Annotated in this window: 16 protein-coding genes and 1 tRNA gene; 9 read left to right on the top strand and 8 right to left on the bottom strand. The window is 69.3% G+C overall.

Annotated elements, in window-relative coordinates; translation table 11 throughout:
- Positions 1-126: 126 nt before the first annotated feature.
- From nrfD to fdh, 3 genes are read right to left on the bottom strand one after another with little or no spacing between them, the layout of a single operon-like run.
- On the bottom strand, positions 127-1,083 hold the full coding sequence (gene nrfD, locus G9Q41_RS00575; RefSeq protein WP_165631620.1) for an NrfD/PsrC family molybdoenzyme membrane anchor subunit: 957 nt from the start codon (positions 1,081-1,083) through the stop codon (positions 127-129).
- Positions 1,080-2,000: a 4Fe-4S dicluster domain-containing protein gene (locus G9Q41_RS00570; protein WP_092521688.1), complete on the bottom strand. Its 921-nt coding sequence runs from the start codon at positions 1,998-2,000 to the stop codon at positions 1,080-1,082. The genes nrfD and G9Q41_RS00570 overlap by 4 nt, the downstream gene beginning before the upstream one ends.
- Positions 1,990-5,331, bottom strand: coding sequence for a formate dehydrogenase (gene fdh / locus G9Q41_RS00565; protein ID WP_139186517.1), 3,342 nt, complete (start codon positions 5,329-5,331; stop codon positions 1,990-1,992). Before fdh ends, G9Q41_RS00570 begins: the two co-directional genes overlap by 11 nt.
- Before the next feature lie 249 nt (positions 5,332-5,580).
- Between fdh and G9Q41_RS00555 the strand changes: the two genes are divergently transcribed.
- The 5 genes from G9Q41_RS00555 to G9Q41_RS00535 all read left to right on the top strand — a co-directional run bounded on the left by G9Q41_RS00555 (position 5,581) and on the right by G9Q41_RS00535 (position 9,422).
- Positions 5,581-6,123, top strand: a complete 543-nt coding sequence (locus G9Q41_RS00555) for a hypothetical protein (protein ID WP_092521691.1) — start codon at positions 5,581-5,583, stop codon at positions 6,121-6,123.
- A complete protein-coding gene (locus tag G9Q41_RS00550) occupies positions 6,116-6,697 on the top strand; it encodes a DUF3558 domain-containing protein (RefSeq protein WP_092521692.1) in 582 nt (193 codons plus the stop codon). The genes G9Q41_RS00555 and G9Q41_RS00550 overlap by 8 nt, the downstream gene beginning before the upstream one ends.
- Positions 6,698-6,742: 45 nt before the next feature.
- Complete coding sequence (locus tag G9Q41_RS00545; protein WP_092521693.1) at positions 6,743-7,321, top strand: DUF3558 domain-containing protein; 579 nt, start codon at positions 6,743-6,745, stop codon at positions 7,319-7,321.
- Between the two features lie 12 nt (positions 7,322-7,333).
- On the top strand, positions 7,334-8,554 hold the full coding sequence (locus G9Q41_RS22175) for a hypothetical protein (RefSeq protein WP_165631621.1): 1,221 nt from the start codon (positions 7,334-7,336) through the stop codon (positions 8,552-8,554).
- Positions 8,555-8,639: 85 nt separating this feature from the next.
- A complete protein-coding gene (locus G9Q41_RS00535; RefSeq protein ID WP_092521697.1) occupies positions 8,640-9,422 on the top strand; it encodes an ESX secretion-associated protein EspG in 783 nt (260 codons plus the stop codon).
- 267 nt (positions 9,423-9,689) lie between these two features.
- On the opposite strand, the gene G9Q41_RS00530 is transcribed toward G9Q41_RS00535, so the two are convergent.
- Entirely contained in the window at positions 9,690-9,917 is a 228-nt protein-coding gene (locus G9Q41_RS00530; RefSeq protein WP_092521698.1) for a hypothetical protein, read from the bottom strand.
- Between the two features lie 161 nt (positions 9,918-10,078).
- Between G9Q41_RS00530 and G9Q41_RS00525 the strand changes: the two genes are divergently transcribed.
- Together G9Q41_RS00525 and G9Q41_RS00520 are read left to right on the top strand one after the other, a co-directional pair.
- On the top strand, positions 10,079-10,960 hold the full coding sequence (locus tag G9Q41_RS00525; protein ID WP_165631622.1) for a helix-turn-helix transcriptional regulator: 882 nt from the start codon (positions 10,079-10,081) through the stop codon (positions 10,958-10,960).
- Positions 10,948-11,139: a DUF397 domain-containing protein gene (locus G9Q41_RS00520; RefSeq protein ID WP_092521700.1), complete on the top strand. Its 192-nt coding sequence runs from the start codon at positions 10,948-10,950 to the stop codon at positions 11,137-11,139. The genes G9Q41_RS00525 and G9Q41_RS00520 overlap by 13 nt, the downstream gene beginning before the upstream one ends.
- 45 nt (positions 11,140-11,184) lie before the next feature.
- Here G9Q41_RS00520 and G9Q41_RS00515 read toward each other — a convergent pair whose 3' ends face one another.
- Positions 11,185-12,885, bottom strand: coding sequence for an MFS transporter (locus tag G9Q41_RS00515; RefSeq protein ID WP_165631623.1), 1,701 nt, complete (start codon positions 12,883-12,885; stop codon positions 11,185-11,187).
- Positions 12,886-12,989: 104 nt separating this feature from the next.
- Between G9Q41_RS00515 and G9Q41_RS00510 the strand changes: the two genes are divergently transcribed.
- Positions 12,990-13,676, top strand: a complete 687-nt coding sequence (locus tag G9Q41_RS00510; protein WP_092521702.1) for a TetR family transcriptional regulator — start codon at positions 12,990-12,992, stop codon at positions 13,674-13,676.
- Positions 13,677-13,709: 33 nt separating this feature from the next.
- Here G9Q41_RS00510 and G9Q41_RS00505 read toward each other — a convergent pair whose 3' ends face one another.
- Both G9Q41_RS00505 and selD read right to left on the bottom strand, forming a co-directional pair.
- Positions 13,710-14,468 carry a nucleotidyltransferase domain-containing protein gene (locus G9Q41_RS00505; RefSeq protein ID WP_165631624.1) on the bottom strand — a complete coding sequence of 253 codons (759 nt, stop codon included), beginning with the start codon at positions 14,466-14,468 and terminating at the stop codon, positions 13,710-13,712.
- 50 nt (positions 14,469-14,518) lie between these two features.
- A complete protein-coding gene (gene selD / locus G9Q41_RS00500) occupies positions 14,519-15,526 on the bottom strand; it encodes a selenide, water dikinase SelD (protein ID WP_092521704.1) in 1,008 nt (335 codons plus the stop codon).
- A gap of 60 nt (positions 15,527-15,586) precedes the next feature.
- Here selD and G9Q41_RS00495 point away from each other — a divergent pair.
- Positions 15,587-15,682: transfer RNA gene (locus G9Q41_RS00495), tRNA-Sec, on the top strand.
- A gap of 36 nt (positions 15,683-15,718) precedes the next feature.
- Here G9Q41_RS00495 and G9Q41_RS00490 read toward each other — a convergent pair.
- Positions 15,719-16,258 carry a DUF1992 domain-containing protein gene (locus tag G9Q41_RS00490; RefSeq protein ID WP_092522759.1) on the bottom strand — a complete coding sequence of 180 codons (540 nt, stop codon included), beginning with the start codon at positions 16,256-16,258 and terminating at the stop codon, positions 15,719-15,721.
- Between the last annotated feature and the right edge of the window lie 98 nt (positions 16,259-16,356).

The following is a 16,356-nucleotide window of genomic DNA, read 5'->3' as shown; positions in this document are numbered from 1 at the left end:
GAGACCCCTTCACGGATGAGCGGCAACGACACTTCCGATACTATCCGGACTCGGTTTCCCGAGATCCGGACGAGGCGCGTCCCGCCGCATCTTGTCCGAAGGAGCTCGCCGTTCCGACGGCGCGTGTCACTGCCGCGCAGGAGCGCGTTCGCGCTGCGGCACCACCGTGTAGTACGGATCGCGGGCCGTTTCCCGTCCGGCCTCGAAAACACCGTAGCGGGTGGCCACCGAGGCGGCGGTTCCGCTCAGCCCGGCCACCCAGGCGGCCACCCTGCTGCGCCCGGCGAACAGCGCGGCCCCGGCGCAGACGGCCGACAGCGCACGAGCCGCGCGCAGCACCTTGCCCGGCCTGCCCGTGCGGTAGGCCTCGGCGATCCTGCCCGCCCGCCGCTCCATCAACTCGCCGAACGCCAGCTCACCCACGGCCCCCACTGCGGCCATGCGCCGCGCAGGCGCCGACTGCGACCGCGGCGTCAACGCCGTGCCCAGCGAGCCCGCCCCGAGCAGCGCGCTGGAGGCGAACACGAACGGCAGCTCGCGATACACCTCGTGCCAACCGGGCACGGCCGTGTCCGTCAGCAGCACCGCTGTGTAGGTGGTCATCCCCGGGGCCAGCACGGCCGAACCTCCCGCGGCCAGCCGCGCCGGCAGCGGGGCGATCCCGCTGAGCTCGGCGACGGCGACCGCACCGGTCAACCCGGAGAACGGCGCCAGGATCCACGAGCCCACGCTCAGCGGGGAGGTCGGTTTGAACACGCGCAGCATGTTCAGAAAGCGGGCGGGGCGCCCGAGGTCGTGGATGAGCGCCACCACGCTCGCGGTCGAACCGGCCGCCGCGCACAGGCGCCCCGTCCGCCGCAGTCGCCCGTTCCCGCTCGCGTCGGCCAGCACACCCATGATCGCCGAGGCCCCGGCCATGCCGCCGAGGTAGAGGTAGGCGGGCACGTCCGGCACCTTCCAGGTCGGCTCCTTGATCACGGGGTTTCCGTAGTAGGACCGGAAAGGTTCCCTGCCCGAATCGTTTCCGGCGTGCTCGTCCCGGCCCGTGTTCGCGACCTCCGCGTGCTGCCCGTCGGTGCTCACCTGCCACCTCCCAGAAAGCAGCCCGCTATGGTCACCGCCGCGGTCGCGGCGGCCGCGGCCGCGTACTTGGCCATCGCGGGCAGGTCCCTGGTGGTCACCACCGGGTCCGGCGGCAGCCCGTAGACCTCCGGCTCGTCCAGCAGCAGGAAGAAGGCCCCGTCCCCGCCGACACCGTCCTGCGGATCGTGGCCGTAGAGCCTGGCCTCGGTGATGCCCTGCTCGTGCAGCTGCTCGACCCGCTGCTCGGCGCGCTCCCGCAGTTCGTCCAGGGGACCGTACTGGATGGACTCGGTCGGGCAGGCCTTGGCGCAGGCCGGGGTCATCCCCTCCCCCAGCCGGTCCTGGCACAGGGTGCACTTGGCCGCGCCACCGGTGTCGGGGCGCATGTCGATCACCCCGTAGGGGCAGGCGGGAACGCAGTAGCCGCACCCGTTGCACACCTCGTCCTGCACCACCACGGTGCCGTGCTCGCTGCGGAACAGCGCCCCGGTCGGGCACACGTCCAGGCAGGCCGCGTGGGTGCAGTGCTTGCACACATCGGACGACATCAGCCAGCGGATCTCGGTGGCGTCGCCGCCCTCCTCCTGCTGGGCGGGCTCGGGAGACCCCATGCCGGGCATGCCGATGTCCACCCGGGAGCGGGTTTGGGGATCGATGCGCTGCTCCACGAAGGCCACGTGCCGCCAGGTGTCGGCGCCGAGGTCGCCGGTGTTGTCGTAGGACATGCCGGTCAGGTTGAGCCCGTCCTCCGGCAGGAGGTTCCACTCCTTGCAGGCCACCTCGCAGGCCTTGCACCCGATGCACACGCTGGTGTCGGTGAAGAACCCGGACCGTTGCGGGTGCTCGGCGGGATAGCCCGCCTCGCGGGCGGGATCGGGCAGCGGTCCGCTGAGTCGGTTCTCGGTGTCAGGACTCATTCGCTCTCCCTTCGGCGCCGTCGTCCCCGCTCGAGTACGGGTATGGCGCGCCCTCGACGGGTTCCACCCCCGTTCGCTCGGTGATCCCCGCCCTGCTTCGGTACTCGTCGATCAGCCGACGAAGATCCGCGCCGCGAGGGCGCCTGCCCGGACGGATATCGCAGGTGTCAGCCTTGGTTTCCATGATGTGCACGTTGGGGTCCAGCGCCACACCGATCAGCTCGTTGGCCGCGTCCCCCGTGGTCAGTCCGCTCGTTCCCCAGTGCCACGGGATGCCGATCTGATGCACGGTGGTGTCGCCGAACCGCAACGGTTGTATGCGCTGGGTGACCAACACCCTGGCCTCGATCGCAGCACGCGCCGTGATCACCGTCGCCCAGCCCAGGTGCCGCAGCTGCCGCTCCGCAGCGAGCTCGGGCGAGAGCTCCACGAACATCGCCGGGGCCAGTTCGCTCAGGTGCGGCAGCCAGCGGCTCATTCCACCGGCCGTGTGGTGCTCGGTCAGCCGGAAGGTGGTGAACACGTAGGGAAACACCGCGGAACCGGGCTCGGTCCCGCTGGGGTGATAACGGTTCTCCGGCCTGGGAAAGACTTGCCGAGCCGGGTTGCGCTGCCTGCTGTACGCCCTGTTCGCCAGTGGTGATTCCTGCGGCTCGTAGTGGGCGGGTAGCGGACCGTCCACCAGTCCCGCCGGTGCGTACAACCACGCGCGGCCGTCGCTCTGCATCACGAACGGCTCGGTGCCGCGCAGCGCCTCGGGGCCGAGCGCGTCCGGGCTGGGCTCGTAGTCGGGAGGTTTGGTCGACTCGAAGTCGGGCACGTCGTGCCCGGTCCAGCGCTGCTGCTCCGAGTCCCACCACACGCACTCCTTGCGCCTGCTCCACGGAACACCCTCCGGGTCGGCGGCCGCCCTGTTGTAGAGAATGCGGCGGTTGGCGGGCCATGCCCACCCCCACTCGAGGGCGGTCCAGGACTGCTCGTCGCCGGGTTTGCGGCGTGCTGCCTGGTTGACCTCCTCGGCGTACACACCGCAGTAGATCCAGCAGCCGCAGCGTGTGGACCCGTCGTCACGGAGCTGGGTGTAGGCCGACAGCGCGTTGTCCGCGGCGTCGGTACCGTTGATCTCGCGGAGCACGGCCGCCGCATCGGGTTCGGCGATCTCTCCCTCGGTGGGATAGTCCCAGGTCAACTCCAGGAGTTGACGGTCGCGCTCCCGCTGCTCGGCGGTTCGCTCGCCCTGTCGTTCGCGGAGTTTGCTCCGGATCCTCCTGCCGAGGTGGTAGTAGAACCACAGATCGCTGCGCTGGTCGTCCTGCGGTTCCACCGCCTTGTGGTGCCACTGCAGCATGCGCTGGGTGTTGGTGAAGGTGCCGTCCTTCTCGGTGTGCGAGGCGGCGGGCAGGAAGAACACCTCGGTTCCTATGTTCTCCGGGCTCCACTCGCCCTCACGCACCTCGGGGCCGTCCTTCCAGAAGGTGGCCGTCTCGACCATGTTCAGATCGCGCACCACCATCCAGTCCAGATTGGCCAGCCCCATACGTTGCTGCTTCGCGTTGACCGTGCCCACGGCCGGGTTCTCCCCGATGACGAAGTAACCGCGCACCCGGCGCTCGATCTGGTTGACCACCGTCTGGAAGGTGCTGTGGTTACCGCTCAACCTGGGCAGGTAGTCGAACCGGAAGTCGTTCTCGGCCGTGGCGTGTTCCCCCCACCAGGCTTTGAGCAGGCTGACCAGGTAGCTGCGCATGTTGCCCCAGTACCCCTTCGCGGCGCTGTCCGCGGAGGAGAACGTGTCCAGGGACAACTTCGGGTGGGCATTCGGCATCGGGATGTAGCCGGGCAGCAGCTCGAACAGGGTCGGAATATCGGTCGACCCCTGGATGCTGGCGTGCCCGCGCAGCGCGAGGATGCCCCCGCCCGGTCTGCCGATGTTGCCGAGCAGCAGCTGCAGGATCGAGGCGGCGCGGATGTACTGCACCCCCACGGTGTGTTGCGTCCAGCCCACCGCGTAGGCGAAGGCGGTGGTTCGTTCCCGCCCAGAGTTGGCGGCCACGGCCTCGGCCACCTCGAGGAACTTCTGCTCGTCCACTCCGCACGCCTGCTTCACGAACTCCGGTGTGTAGCGGGCGAAGTGCCGCTTGAGGATCTGGAAGACGCAGCGCGGGTGCTGCAGCGTCGGATCGGTTTCGGGGACACCGCGGTAGACCGGCCCGCCGGAGCCCGCCCGCTCGGGGCCGGCCGCGCTCTCCTTGCCCGACGGCTGGGACTCCGCGTTCGCACCGAACAGCTCGTCCAGGCGATCACGTTCACCCGCCGAGGCGTTGACCCTCGTTCCCTCGTAGTGCCAGGTGGTGGTGTCGTAGCTTCCTTCCGCGAACCCGGAGAACAGCCCCTCCAGGTCCTCGGTGTCGACGAACTCCTCGCCGACGATCATCGGCGCGTTGGTGTAGTTGACCACGTAGTCGTGGAAGTAGTGCCCGCCGGACAGCACGTGGTTGATCAGTCCACCCAGGAAGGCGACGTCGCTGCCCGCGCGCAGCGGCACGAAGGTGTCGGACATGGCCGAGGTCCTGGTGAACCTGGGGTCGACGTGGATGACCTTGGCACCGCGACGCTTGGCCTCCATCACCCACTGGAACCCGACCGGGTGAGCCTCGGCCATGTTGGACCCCTGGATCACGATGCAGTCGGAGTTGCTCAGATCCTGCTGGAAGGTTGTGGCCCCTCCGCGGCCGAAGGAGGTTCCCAGACCGGGAACCGTGGAGGAGTGTCAAATGCGGGCCTGGTTCTCGATCTGGATCGCGCCGAGGGCGGTGTAGAGCTTCTTCATGAGGTAGTTTTCCTCGTTGTCCAGCGTCGCCCCGCCCAGGCTCGCGATGCCCATCGTGCGGTTCAGCCGAGTACCGTCCTCATCGGAGGACTCCCAGGTCTCGTCGCGGGTGCGGATCACCCGCTCGGCGATCATGTCCAGCGCCGTGTCCAGGTCGAGGTCTTCCCAGTCGGTGCCGTGGGGGCGCCGGTAGCGCACCTTGGTCCGCCTGCTCGGGGAGGTGACCAGGGAGAGGCTCGCCGCCCCCTTCGGGCACAGCCTGCCCCGGCTGACCGGGGAGTCCGGATCTCCCTCGATCTGGGTGACCGCGCCGTCCCGGACGTAGATGCGCTGGGCGCAGCCCACCGCGCAGTACGGGCAGATCGATCCGACCACCGAGTCGGCCTCGGAGGTCCGCGCGTGCTCGGTGTCGGTCCGCTCGGAGCGGGCCGCGTGCCCGCGGCCGAGGGAGTCCGCGCCCGTGATCTGGCGGATCACCGGCCAGCGCAGCCATTCCCGCATCTCGTCTCACCCCCGTCGGCGCGTTCACGGGCAATGCTGGGCGCCCGCGGCGACCGGTGCAACCGCGACGCGCCTCGCCCGGTGCGGGAGCGGGCGTCGCCACCCGGTCGAGCGTGTCCGTGCTCACGGTGCGGTGAAACGTTCGAAGTCCGCACACGGCGGGTGAGCGGTGCGATACGTTGCCCGCCGGGCACGTGATCACGCCCGCGGGCGTGATCGCGACACGATCGAGTGAGTACAGGGGGAAGTGTGGCGGACGAGAGAAGTGGACAGTCCAGCGCGGACGCCGCGAACGGGGACGGCCAGGGCGAGCTGGACGCCACGGACCAGGCGGCACTGGACGCGGCGACGCAGATGCCGAACAGCGGGACCTTGCTCGGCGGACTCGCCGAGGTGGCCAGCGACATGCAGCGCATCGGCGAGCGCGCGAACACCAAGGCCGAGCTGGCCCAGTCGCTGAGCAGCAACACGCGCATGGTCGTCGACCCCGACGAGGTCGACGACCTCGCGAAGTTCTTCGAGGACGAGGCCGATAAGTTGGAGAGTCGATCACTAGAAGTTCGAGAACTGGCAAACGTGTCGCCCCCCGGAACCGATCCAGTCAGTACGGGGGCTGCATCCAAACACGGACAGGTTGGGGCAGGCGATGACCAAGCTTACTACGAGAACTACGTGAAACTCGCACAAGTATTCAAAAGCACTGCGGAGAGCCTGCGCTCCAGTGCCAAGCAGACCCGCATCGACGACGAGAACGCCGCCGACAGCTTCAACCGAGGAGCCCAGAATGCGTAACACCATCACCACCAGCATCTCCCTACTCGCAGGGATCCTGCTGCTGGCAGGCTGCGGCGGCCAAACCGACCAAACAGCGCAGAACACCACCACCGGGGCGAACACCCCCACCAGCACAAGCAACGCTGCCGGAGTGAACCTGCCCGAACGCACCGCACCAGCCAAATCACTCAAACTCGACAACCCCTGCTCCATCATCACCCAACAACAACAAAACGAATTCGGAGTGAACCGCACGCCTCAGGAAGAGACATCCAACGGCAAACGGGGATGCAAGTACGAAAGGGGGGATGCCGGATCGAACGGAGGATGGTACGCGTTCGTAGCAGCTGACCCCAACAGGACAGCTCAAGAATTCGGAGCAAGCAACACGAATGTGGATGTCGTGGATATAGGAGAGTATTCTGCATATCAATCCGACGATGGCAGCGCATGCATGATCGCTGTTGACGTCGCCGAATCAGGATCAGTTTTCGTGAACGGGATAACACGACTTCAAGAAAACCGCCCTGATGCTTGCCCGCTGTTCACCAAGTTCGCTGAGGCTGCGGTGCAGAACCTGGAGAACACCTGAATCACGACGAGAACGCCGCCGACAGCTTCAACCGAGGAGCCCAGAATGCGTAACACCATCACCACCAGCATCTCCCTGCTCGCAGGGATCCTGCTGCTGGCAGGCTGCGGCGGCCAAACCGACCAAACAGCGCAGAACACCACCACCGGGGCGAACACCCCCACCAGCACAAGCAACGCTGCCGGAGTGAACCTGCCCGAACGCACCGCACCAGCCAAATCACTCAAACTCGACAACCCCTGCTCCATCATCACCCAACAACAGCAGAGCAACCTTGAGGTAGATCAACCGACCGAAGGAAAAAACCTCAGCGATAACCACGGGTGTGATTACAAGAGAGGCAAGTCTGGCTCCGAGGGAGGATGGGCCATGTTCGTCGCTGCCGACACCGACAGGACGACTCAAGAATTCGCCGACAAACGTCCCAGTGGAAAAGTTGCCAGCATCGCAGAATACCCCGCATACCAAGTCGAGAAGCAGTACGGATGCCTGGTAGCAATGGACGTATCGGACTCCGGCTCGCTCTTCGTGAACGGAACGACACGACTCCAGACTCGCGCTGCACCCTGTTCAGTCGCGACCAAGTTCGCCGAAAGCGCGATCGAAAACCTGCCCAACGCTTGAGAGGAATGCCAGATGGGAGACAGACGCACACTACCGCCGTCCAACCTCGACGGAGCTCAGCTGGAGCAGATGCGCTCCTGGGTCAACAGCGGCAAGGGCGCCGAGGCGCTGTCCGAGAAGTCCGCGCGGTGGCGCGCGGAGGAGAAGTACATGCGCGACCTCGCCACCCGCGTCAAGGACCGGCTCAAGCGGGCCGGGGCCGTGACCGAGTCCAAGGGCAACGAAGCCATGCAGAACGCCATGTCGCCGGTGGTGCTGTGGACCGAGGTGGCTGCCGACAACGCGCTGGCCGAGGCGGAGCGGATGGAGGAGCAGGCCCAGGCGTTCAGCAAGGTGCAGTCCTCCGTTCCCGCCGCGTCCGAGGAGAAGCCGGTCCCGGAGGAGAACTTCTTCGGCCAGGCCTGGGCCGGGCTCACCGGCGGCAAAACCGACAACGAGCAGGCGCTGGCACACAACGAGAAGCTGCGTCAGGACGCGGTCACCGCATTCAAGTCCTATGACGGCGCCTCGCAGACCACGATCAGCGCCACCCCGACTTTCACCTCTCCCCCGGAAGGCGGAGTGGAGACCGGAACGCGGTCCGGTTCGAACCCCGAGGTCGGCGGCACCGGCCCGGGAACCGGTTCGGGCGGAACCGGCACCCCCGCGGGCACCCGCAGCTCCTGGTCCGGGACTCTCGACCCGAGCGGCTCCGGCAGCGGAGCGGGCACCGGCGCTGCCGGACAGTCGGTGGGCAGGCCCGGCGCGGGCACCGCTCCCCCGGCGGGCAGTCACTCCGCCTGGCAGAACCCGTCCGCGAGCGGGACTCCCGGATACGGGCAGGGCGGCACCCCCGGCGCTTCCCAGGGCTCCGGGCGCGTGGCCGGCGGCAGCGGTGTCGTGGGCGGCACCGGACGCGCCCCCGGAAGCCGGATCCCGGTGCGCGGACTCGGCTCCGGCGCGGGCGCCGGAACGGGATCGGGAGTCGGACGCGGTGCCGGTTCGGGAGCCGGCCGCGGCTTCGGCCCCGGTGGGCAGTCCGGTGTCGGCCGCGCCTCGACCGCTGCTCCCACCGGAGGGGCCACCGCTTCGGGCTCCGGAGGCGCCCGCGGCGGCGCTGCAGGTGCCCCGCGCGGCGGTGGTCAGCAGGGCGAGGAGGACGAGGAGCACGAGACGCCGAGCTACCTCGTCGGCGACTACGGCTACTTCGACGGCGACCTGCCGCGCGTGGCCCCGCCGGTGATCGGCGAGTAAGCGCCCCGACGAGCCAGCGCTTCCCGCACGCACGGCCGAGCACGGCGCCGGGATCCTCCCCGGCGCCACGTATCCCGCGGAGACCATGAACATCGAACTTTCCGAGCAGGCCTTCCACCTCGCCTGGCAGCACTTCCGGCTCGGCACCAAGCCGCTCCTGCTGAACGTCCTCCCGGAGGGCATCACCGAACAAGAACGCCGCGACACCGAGCAGCGAGCCGGGCAAGAGCTGCGCCGGCTCGGTTTCGGCGACCGGGACGCCGAGGACGACATCTCCGGGGTGTTCTTCCCGCTGAACCACTACCGGATCTCCTTCGACCTGGTGCACCGCTACCTCACCGAGGAGGGCGAGCACCGCCGCGCCGCGCTGGCCGCGGTCGGACCGGGCAGCTCCGCGCTGGTGGTGCGGGAGTCCGGTGTGGTGCGGATGCGTCAACTGCGTTCCGCCGACGCACCGCACCGCTCCGTGGTGGAGGTGCTCTCCGGGCTGAGTCCCGGACCGGGCAAGGCCGTGTCGGTGCCGAGCGAGCAGCTCGACGCCGCCGCTGCCGAGGCGGGCGACTCCGACCGCGCGATGCGCGAGGCGCTGCTGCGCCGCGGGGTGCGCCGGGACGACGCGAGCGCGCTGGTCGACATGGCCGGTGGCGAGCGCGTGGGCTACGCCCAGTTCGGAGCCGCGCGGATGGACCAGCGCGGAAACCGCTTCCGCTCGGACATGGTCAGCAACTGCTTCGCCACCACCAAGGGCTGGTACCTGATGGAGGAGACCCGCCGCAGCGGCCAGGCCTGGACCACCTTCGCACCGATCGACCACGGCCGGATGACCGAGCGGGTGCGCGAGCTGAGCAAGACCATCGTGGTCGATTGATCCTTTCGGCAAGCACCTCTTGGAGAGTGCTCGGGTTGGTTTGCTCAGGTGGTTGCGTAGGGGAACCTCAGTCGGGGCCTCGCTGCGGGTGCCCCGACATCGGGTAGCGACCTACACAACGTCGGGACCGTCCTCGCGAGACCCGCGACTGAGACCCCCCGGCGGTGCCGACCGCGTAGGTGGGCGAAAGCGGCTGGCGCCGCTTGTCCCGCAACCGCCCCGACCGACCGGGGGCTCGCCCGATCCGTGCAGCCCCGGGCGGGACGCTCACCCCGCGGCGACGGCCCGCTCGGACAGGTGCGCGGCGGCCTCCTGCAGATCAACGCGGTACAGCTCGTCCAGCCAGAACAGCGTGTCCAGCAGCTCGTGCAGCTGGCCGGTTCCCACGCTCAGCACGGCCTCCCCCTGGCGCAGCTCCAGCCTCCGCGGCCCGGACATGGCCAGATACACCGGCGCGTGCTCGTGCTCGCCTGCCACGACCCAGTGCGCGTTCATCTCGTCTCCTCCTGATCGGGTCGGTGATCGCTTCCCGGTCGAGCACGCTCGACGGACTCCCCGCGGGCACGCAACGACACTTTCGTGTGATCACGGTTCCTTGCCCAGTGGGCAACCCGCCAGGGTTTTTCCGACAGCGCCCGGCGAGGGAAGGAGCGATCGTGGAAGAGCGCAGAGGGGTTCCGGCACGCGTCAGACGGGTCTCCGGGGAGCTGCGGGAACTGCGGGGACGCACCGGGCTCAGCGCCGCCGAGGTGTCCCAGTCCCTGGGGATCTCGATGAGCAAGCTCAGCCGGATGGAAACGGGGGCGCGCGGGCTGGCGGCCGACGACGTCTCGGCCCTGCTCGGGCTGTACCGCGTGCCGGCCCGGCGTCGCGAGGAGATCCTGGCGCTGGTGCGCAATGGCGGGGACCGCAACTGGTGGCAGGTCCAGGACGCCGCCCTGCCCGCGCTGTGGCAGGACCTGATGCGTTTCGAGGAGGAGGCCACCGCGCTCCACAGCTGGGAAACGCAGTTCGTCCCCGGTCTGCTGCAGACGGACGAGTACGCCGAGGCCGTCATCCGCGGCACCACTCACGAGCTGCCGGAGCACGAGATCGAACGCCTGGTCAGCGCCCGCATCGGCAGGCAGGCGGTGCTGCTCGGCGCGCACGCGCCGCGGCTGGAGGTGCTGCTGGACGAGCCGGTGCTGCGCCGCCCCACGGCCGACCCCGGCGTCATGCGCAGGCAGCTGCTGCGGCTGGCCGAAAGCAATCGGCGCCCCAACGTCACCGTCCGGGTGGTCCCGCTCAGCGCGGGCATCCACCCCGGCATGGAGGGGCCGTTCGTGCTGCTGGAGTACGGCCAGCAGCCGAACCTGGTGTATCTGGAGCACCGGGGCAACAGCGCGTTCCTGGAGGAGCCCGAGCACGTCGCGGCCACGGGAAGGTCCCTGCGGTGGTTGCGCGAACTCGCGCTTTCCCCGGATGATTCCAGCGAGATCATCGCGCGTTCCGCCGATGACCCCGCGATCAGCGAAGGAGCGAGCACGTGGACACCGTGACCAACTGGCGCAAGAGCAGCCGCAGCAGCAGCCAGGCCAACTGCGTGGAAGTCGCGTTCACCGAGCACGGCATCGCCACGCGGGACTCCAAGCACCCGCACGGCGATTCGCTGCTGTTCCCCCGTGCCCGGTGGAACGACTTCCTGCGCAGCCTGGACCACGCGCACCCCGGGACCTGAAGCCGCTCGCAGGCGGCATCGACTCCAGGTCCCGGTGCCACTTCCTCACCGCTGCTCGGCGGCGGCCTGTTCCGAATCGGCCCGATCCGAGTCGGCTTGCTCCGGCTCGGCCTGCTCCGAGGCGGCCTGCGTCCCCTGATCGGAGGTCTCCTCCGCGGAGGCCGCGGTGGTCGTGCTCGCCTTGCCCGGCAGGAAGAACCAGGCGATCAGCGCGGCGACCGCGATCAACCCTGCCGCGGCCAGGTAGGCCACCTGGGAGGCCTCCATCCAGGCCCGCGAGACGTCCTGGGCGAGCTGCTGTCCCCGCTCACCCAGCGACCGGGCCACCATCATCCCGCCCGGCAGCGAGTCCTCGGCGGTCTGGCGCGCCTGCTCGGGCAGCCCGGTCAGCGAATCGGAGATGCGGGCGGCGTAGCTGCCACCGAGCACGCTGCCCAGCACCGCCACACCCAGCGACGCTCCGACCTCGCGGGTGACGTCGTTGGTGGCCGAGCCCATGCCCGCGCGCTCCTTGGGCACGTTGGCCATCAGCTGGTCGGTCGCCGGGGCCATGGCCAGCGACATGCCCGCAGCCGTGCAGGACAGCGGCAGCAGGATGTGCCAGTAGGTGGAGTCCGCGGTCAACGTGCTCAACCCGGCCATTCCGACGGCCGCCAGCAGCAGCCCACCCGCGATGGTGTTGCGCGGCCCGAATCGCCCCACGATCTTGGACACCTGCGGCGCGATCAGGACCATCATCACCGACATCGGCAGCATCGCGGTGGAGGCCGTCAGCGGCGAGTAGCCGAACACGATCTGCAGGGTCTGGCTCAGCGCGAAGAACACGCCGATCATGGCGAAGAACACCAGGGTCAGCGCCACGGCCGAGGCCGAGAACCCGCTGCTGCGGAACAACCGCACGTCCAGCATCGGGTCCTTCTGCCGCCGCTCCCACAGCACGAACAGGGCCAGCAGCACCAGGCCGAGCGCCACCATGGACAGCGTGCGCGCGGAGAGCCAGCCGACGTGCTGGGCCTCGATCAGCGCGTAGACGGCGATGGTGATGCCCGCCGTGGACAGCAGTGCACCGAGCAGGTCCAGCCCGCCGTGACCGCCCTCGGTTCCGGTGTGGGCCGGGATGTAGCGGATTCCGGCGATCACCCCCACGATCACGACCGGAACGTTGATGACGAAGACGGACTCCCAGGAGAAGTACTCCAGCAGCAGCCCGGCGAGCACGGGGCCGAGAGCACTGCCCGCGCCCGAGACCGCAGCCCAGATCCCGACCGCCTTGGTGCGCTCCCCGCTCGGGAAGACGCTGGTCAGAATGGACAGCGTGACCGGCATGATCATCGCGCCGCCCACACCGAGCAGCCCGCGGGCGGCTATCATCTCCGCGCTGGATCCGACGAACAGCCAGACGTAGGCCGAGACCAGGCCGAACAGCACCATGCCCGCCTGCAGCATCCACTTGCGCCCGTAGCGGTCGGCGATGGACGAACTGGTGAACAGCAACCCGGCGAAGACCAGGGCGTACGAGTCGGAGAACCACTGCTGCGCGGCGGTGGAGGCATCGAGCGCACGCGAGAGCTGGGGCAGTGCGACACTGAGCGAGGTGTTGGCGAGCATGGTCGCCGACAGCGCCAGGCACAGCACCAGCAGTGTCGCCCATCTGCGCCGGTACACCGTTACGTCGATACCTTCGGCAATCGCCCCCTGCTCCCCCGTGCTCGGTTTCGATTCAGCGGCGGCTCCGCCGTTGGACATACGCACTCCTTTCTCCTACAACAGAATATGGCAGTACTGCCATTTGGCATAAGTGACAATAGGCACAGTTGACGCTGCGCTGCGACTTCCAGGAAGCTGACACCATGACCAGCGTTGCGGCCTTTCCGGCCGAAGGACCCGAGGTGCGGGGCAGAAGAGCGCTCAAGGCCGCCAGGACCCGAGCGGGCATCGAAGCGGCGGCCCTGAAGCTCTTCCGCGAGCAGGGGTTCGAAGCCACCACGATCGAGCAGATCTCCCGAGCCGCCGACATAGCCCCGCGAACCTTCTTCCGCTACTTCCCCAGCAAGGACGCGGTGCTGTTCGGCGACCTCAGCGGCGAGCTGGAACGCGTGCGCGAAGCGCTGAACGAGCGCACCGGCGACGAGCACCCCATGCACGCGCTCGCCGTGGCGATGCTCGACGCCACCGACCGCATCGAGGTGGACCGCGAGCAGCACCTCATGCGCGCGGAACTGCTCAACGCGCTGGACTCCACCGGCGAGTACGAGATGCACCTGATGCGGCAGCGCTGGATGCAGGACATGGCCGAGCTCGTCGCCGAGTACCTGGGAACCGACCAGCGGTGCGACCCGCGCCCCGGAGCGTGGTCGATGACCATGGTCTCCTGCTTCGGCGCCGCGATGCACTCCTGGCTGGCCCGCGAGGACGGGACCACGCTGCGCGAGATCTTCTCCGAGGTGCTCGACAGCACCGCCCAGGGACTGACCCAGGCGGCGGACCGGGCCAAACGCGACCAGGACACCCGCGCCGACACCACCCCGGCGCGGTGAAACGCGCCTCAGCGCCGCGGAAACCGGCCGGGCTCACCCCGCCCCGGCGTCCGCGACCGCCGTCGCGCACAACTCGTAGGCCCGGCGAACGGTGTCGTCGAGATCCTCCACCCCGGCCCGCGCCACGATCGCGTCCAGCTCGCTCAACCCGGCCCTGCTCAGCAGCCGCTTCTCGTTGGTGATCCACTCTCCGCGAGCGGCCAGCACGGCGTGCGCGCTCTGCGCGGCCGCCTGGGTCAGCAGCGCGGTGCACTGCGCCAGCCTGCCGTGGGGTGCGTGGTTGGCCCGCGCGTACTCGAAGACCATCTCGGCAAAGCCCCACCAGGTGCGGCGGGCGTGCTCACGCAGCGGTTCGGGAAACTCCGGCCGCGGGAGCTCGCCGCGCAGCACCCGGTTGCTCGCCAACTCGGCCAGCAGGAGGTACGACGGGATGCCCGCCAGGTGGAACAGCAGCGGCTCGTGGCGGAAGCGCCCCGACCGGGCCTCGGCGAGTTCGTGCTCGATCACGTTCAGATCGCGGAAGTGCACGTCCACGGGGCGCTCCTCGATCCGCAACCACGCTCCCCCATCGAAGATCCCGCCCCACGCGCCGAGCTCGGAGACCTCGCCCGGCCAGCCGACGTCCCGCAGGTCCTGCGGGTCGAACCGGCCGCGGTAGTAGATCGCGAAGTCCCAGTCGCTGTCCGCACGGTGGGTGCCGAGCGCCCGGGAGCCACCGAGCGAAACCGCGCGCACTCCGGGGAGCCCGGCCAGCCGATCCGCGACGCGCTGCGCGAAGGAGTCCTCGTCCATCCCGAGGATGCTCGCACGAACCCGGCGACGAGCGCCGCTGATTTTTCCGCTCACCGCACGGTGATCTCGTGCTCCGCGCGCTCCACGAGCTCACCGATCACCGGGGCCCCGGGAATCTCGCCCGCCACGAGCAGCCCGCCCGAGGTCTGCGCGTCGGCCAGCAGCAGCGCCTCGTGCTCGTCCACCGCGGACAGCTCGGCGCACCCCTGCACCCAGTCGAGGTTGCGACGGGTCCCCCCGCTGACGTGACCGCTGCGCACGGCCCACCGCGCCCCCTCCAGGTACGGAACGGCCGACGAGTCCAGCACCGCGGAAACCCCGCTGGCCCGGACCAGCTTCCGCAGGTGCCCCAGCAGCCCGAAGCCGGTCACGTCGGTGGCGCAGTCGACACCGGCCGCCACCGCCTGCCGAGCCGCGCCCTCGTTGAGGGTGGTCATCGTCTCGACCGCCTGGGGGAAGACCTCGCCGGTGGCCTTGTGGCACGTGTTGAGCACCCCGATGCCCAGCGGCTTGGTCAACGACAGCGGCGTCCCCGGCTTTCCCGTGTCGTTGCGCAGCAGCCCCGAGGCCGAAGCGGTCCCCGTGACCGCCAACCCGTACTTCGGCTCGGGGTCGTCGACGCTGTGCCCACCGGCCAGCGCGCAGTTCGCGGAAGCGGCGACATCGGCCCCGCCCCGCAGCACCCGCTCGGCCAGCTCCACGGGCAGCACTCCCCTGGGCCAGCTCAGCAGGTTCACCGCGACCAGCGGCGACGCCCCCATGGCGTACACATCGGACAGGGCGTTGGCCGCGGCGATGCGCCCCCAGTCGTAGGGATCGTCCACCACCGGGGTGAAGAAGTCGGTCGTGGCCACGATCGCGGTGTCGCCCTCGAACCGAACGGCAGCGGCGTCGTCCCCGGACTCGAGACCGACCAGCACCTCACTCTGTCGAGGGAAATTCACTCCCCCGACCATGGATTCCAGCTCGTCCGGCGGGATCTTGCAGGCACATCCGCCACCGTGCGCGTACTGTGTCAGCCGGTAGGTTTCGCCGATGGGAACCTCGATGTCGGTCATGGACGTGAACCTAAAACATCGGGCGCTCACCGGCACTCCACGAAAAGGTGAAACGGCGCTGGAGGCGTATGGGTGCCTGGTGGCCCCCGCGGTCTTCAAAACCGACGTGGCCGAGCAACTCGGTCAGGCGGGTTCGATTCCCGTCCGCCTCCGCCACACCACCACGGCCGGCCAGCACCGGCACCGGGATGCTCAGCGCGCACCCCGGCCACGCACGGTCCCGTGCCACCAGCTGCGCAACCTGTCGCGCACCCGCGTCCGGCCTGCCGGCCCCTCGGGGATCCGGGCGGGCTCGCCCGCGGCAGCGCCCTCGCCGGACCACTCCGAGTCGGCGGCGCGCTGCTGCCTCCACTGCCGCACCACCTGCTCCACGTCGACCGGACCCACCTTGATCTTCGGGCCGCTCGGTGCGCGCAGCCACTCGACGACGCGAATGTTGAGCTCGTCGACGAGTTCGCGCACCGCCTGCTCGGAACGCTGCTCGGCCACCCGCTCCGGGAGCCGGTCGATCTCCTTGCGCAGCTGCACCGCAGGTGGCAGCAACGACTCGGTGGACAGCCCCTCCCGCTCGACGTACTTCTTCACCCAGGCCAGCTCGTCGTCCGGGCTCGGATCCGGCAGCGGTTTCCCCATTCCGGGCAGATCGTCGAAGTCCCCGCGCTCCCGGGCGACCCGAACCTGACGGTCGATCCAGCTCTCGAAGCTCATCCCCGGAGGTTTGCGTTCGGTCATGGCGCGGCTCTTTCCGTGGTCTCCGTCCCGCTTCGGCCGGACGATCACGCGCGGAGCACTGACCACCCGGTCGCCGCGCGGGCCGTCCTCTCCCGATG

Origin of the sequence: Actinopolyspora sp. BKK2, assembly GCF_011291845.1 — a bacterium.
Taxonomy (GTDB): domain Bacteria; phylum Actinomycetota; class Actinomycetes; order Mycobacteriales; family Pseudonocardiaceae; genus Actinopolyspora; species Actinopolyspora saharensis.
Note: the sequence above shows the minus strand (reverse complement) of the source record. Positions and strands in the feature narration are given on the sequence as shown.

What these genes read in the sequence shown, in the direction of transcription:
- G9Q41_RS00530 (WP_092521698.1), bottom strand. Translation starts at nt 9,917, where the DNA reads ATGAACGCGCACTGGGTCGTGGCAGGCGAGCACGAGCACGCGCCGGTG.
- G9Q41_RS00570 (WP_092521688.1), bottom strand. Translation starts at nt 2,000, where the DNA reads ATGAGTCCTGACACCGAGAACCGACTCAGCGGACCGCTGCCCGATCCC.
- G9Q41_RS00545 (WP_092521693.1), top strand. Translation starts at nt 6,743, where the DNA reads ATGCGTAACACCATCACCACCAGCATCTCCCTGCTCGCAGGGATCCTG.
- G9Q41_RS00505 (WP_165631624.1), bottom strand. Translation starts at nt 14,468, where the DNA reads ATGGACGAGGACTCCTTCGCGCAGCGCGTCGCGGATCGGCTGGCCGGG.
- G9Q41_RS00510 (WP_092521702.1), top strand. Translation starts at nt 12,990, where the DNA reads ATGACCAGCGTTGCGGCCTTTCCGGCCGAAGGACCCGAGGTGCGGGGC.
- selD (WP_092521704.1), bottom strand. Translation starts at nt 15,526, where the DNA reads ATGACCGACATCGAGGTTCCCATCGGCGAAACCTACCGGCTGACACAG.
- G9Q41_RS00490 (WP_092522759.1), bottom strand. Translation starts at nt 16,258, where the DNA reads ATGACCGAACGCAAACCTCCGGGGATGAGCTTCGAGAGCTGGATCGAC.
- G9Q41_RS22175 (WP_165631621.1), top strand. Translation starts at nt 7,334, where the DNA reads ATGGGAGACAGACGCACACTACCGCCGTCCAACCTCGACGGAGCTCAG.
- G9Q41_RS00550 (WP_092521692.1), top strand. Translation starts at nt 6,116, where the DNA reads ATGCGTAACACCATCACCACCAGCATCTCCCTACTCGCAGGGATCCTG.
- G9Q41_RS00515 (WP_165631623.1), bottom strand. Translation starts at nt 12,885, where the DNA reads ATGTCCAACGGCGGAGCCGCCGCTGAATCGAAACCGAGCACGGGGGAG.
- G9Q41_RS00535 (WP_092521697.1), top strand. Translation starts at nt 8,640, where the DNA reads ATGAACATCGAACTTTCCGAGCAGGCCTTCCACCTCGCCTGGCAGCAC.